The organism is Pseudoalteromonas sp. SR43-7 (genome assembly GCF_014163785.1).
GTDB classification, from domain to species: Bacteria; Pseudomonadota; Gammaproteobacteria; order Enterobacterales; family Alteromonadaceae; genus Pseudoalteromonas; species Pseudoalteromonas distincta.
In genome coordinates this window covers 1-1,805 of record NZ_JACJDY010000050.1, presented here as the reverse complement: position 1 = coordinate 1,805, position 1,805 = coordinate 1, and the positions used below count along the sequence as shown (strand labels likewise).

Here is a 1,805-nt window from a genome sequence, read left to right as displayed (position 1 = left end):
CCTGTTGGTGTCGCACTCCAGTTACCATTGGCATCGGTTTGTACATCAATGCTTTGAGTAGCATTTGCTGCATCTGTAAACGTCACCGTGATGGTGCTGTCAGGTGCATCACTAGTGCCTGTCACAGTTGGCGTGCTGTCATTTGTTAATATTGGCGCATCCACACTCACACTTGGTGCTGTGGTATCAATGGTGCCGTTGCCGGTAATATCGGTGCTGTTTCCTGCCACATCGCTGATGTTGGCGGTGATCGTGTACGGCCCTTCTGCCAGTGCAGTCGGTACTTCTACAGAGAAGTTACCATCGGCATCCACCGTGGTGGTGAACGTTTGTGTATTGCCTTGATCGTCCACCACGATGAAGCTAATAACGGTGCCTTCAACGGCATCACTTGTGCCACTGAGTGTCGGGGTGATGTCATTACTTGAGCCTGGGCTGGTAAGTACAAGTGTCGGTGCAGTGGTATCTATTTCACCTGCGCCTGTGGCGATGGTGTCGTTGCCTGCCACATCTTCAACACTCGCGCTAATGGTGTATGCACCTTCTGCGAGTGCTACCGGTACAGGGATTGACCACGTACCATTGGCTAGTACGGTGGCGCTCATTGTTTGCGCTGCGCCGCTGCTGTCGGTGACAACAATGGTTACTTCACTGCCTTGCGGTGCATCGCTGGTACCTGCAATCGTTGGCGTGGTGTCGTTCCCTACACCGTTGTCTGTAATAACAAGGCTCGGGCCAGTAAGGTCTATCTGACCTGTCTCGGTGGCGCTGCCGATATTACCTAGACCATCATCTACCTGTGCGGTGACAGTATATTCGCCTTCGGCTAAATCAGTTGGTGCATCGACACTCCATACCCCACCCGTTACGGTCGTATCAACAGTCGTAATATTCCCTGCACTGTCTTCAAACGTTAAGCTGATGGTGGTGTTATCTGCCGCATCGCTTGTACCATTAATGGTTGGGGTGGTGTCGTTGGTGTCAACCAGTGTATTAATACTAATGCTTGGGGCCGTGGTGTTGAGTGTTGCGGTTTCACTTAATGTAGTGGTATTACCGGCGTTATCACTAACGCTTGCTTCAATAGTGAGTGGACCATCAGTTAACGCGTTCGGTACATCTGCTGACCAGCTGCCATCGGCTTGCACTGTCGCGGTAAACGTTTCTGTATTATCTGCATCCGTGACGTTAATCGTTATAACCGTGCCTGCTGGCGCGTTCGATGTCCCGCTAATTGTTGGCGTGCTGTTATTCGTGGCACCGACTGTGTCTAACGTCAGTGTCGGCGCTAAGGTATCTAGGTTGCCTGTTTGTGTCGCACCGCCGGTGTTGCCTGCATCATCGGTGATACTGGCTTGCACGGTGTAGCTTCCATCCGGTAATTCAGGGCTGGTTGCTTGCCAATCACCGTTTGCATCCACGGTGGCGGTGATTGGGTGTTCATCACCATTGCTGTCAGTAATAACAATGTTTACAACCGTGCCTTCCGGCTCTGTTGAGGTACCACTAACAACTGGGGTGCTATCGTTGCCCAGGCCCAGTGCATCAACGGTGACGATTGGCGTAATAGTATCCACATTACCACTGCTGTTTGCTGTGCTCTCGTTGCCTGCCGCATCGGTAATACTCGCGCTTACAGTAAAGTCACCTTGTGCAAGGGCACCTGGAATCTCAATGTTCCAGTGGCCATCGCTGCCAACTAGGGTCTCAATGGTTTGCACAGCGCCTGCGCTGTCGGTGATGGTGAGTGTAACAGTGCCACCAATTTCATTACTGGTGCCCTGAAGCTCTGGTGTTAAGTCGCT

At 52.0% G+C, this 1,805-nt stretch carries 1 protein-coding gene; it reads right to left on the bottom strand.

Annotated elements, in window-relative coordinates; genetic code table 11:
* Positions 1-1,805 (bottom strand): Ig-like domain-containing protein (locus H5087_RS19960; RefSeq protein ID WP_182673141.1); only part of this gene is annotated, 1,805 nt, incomplete at both ends.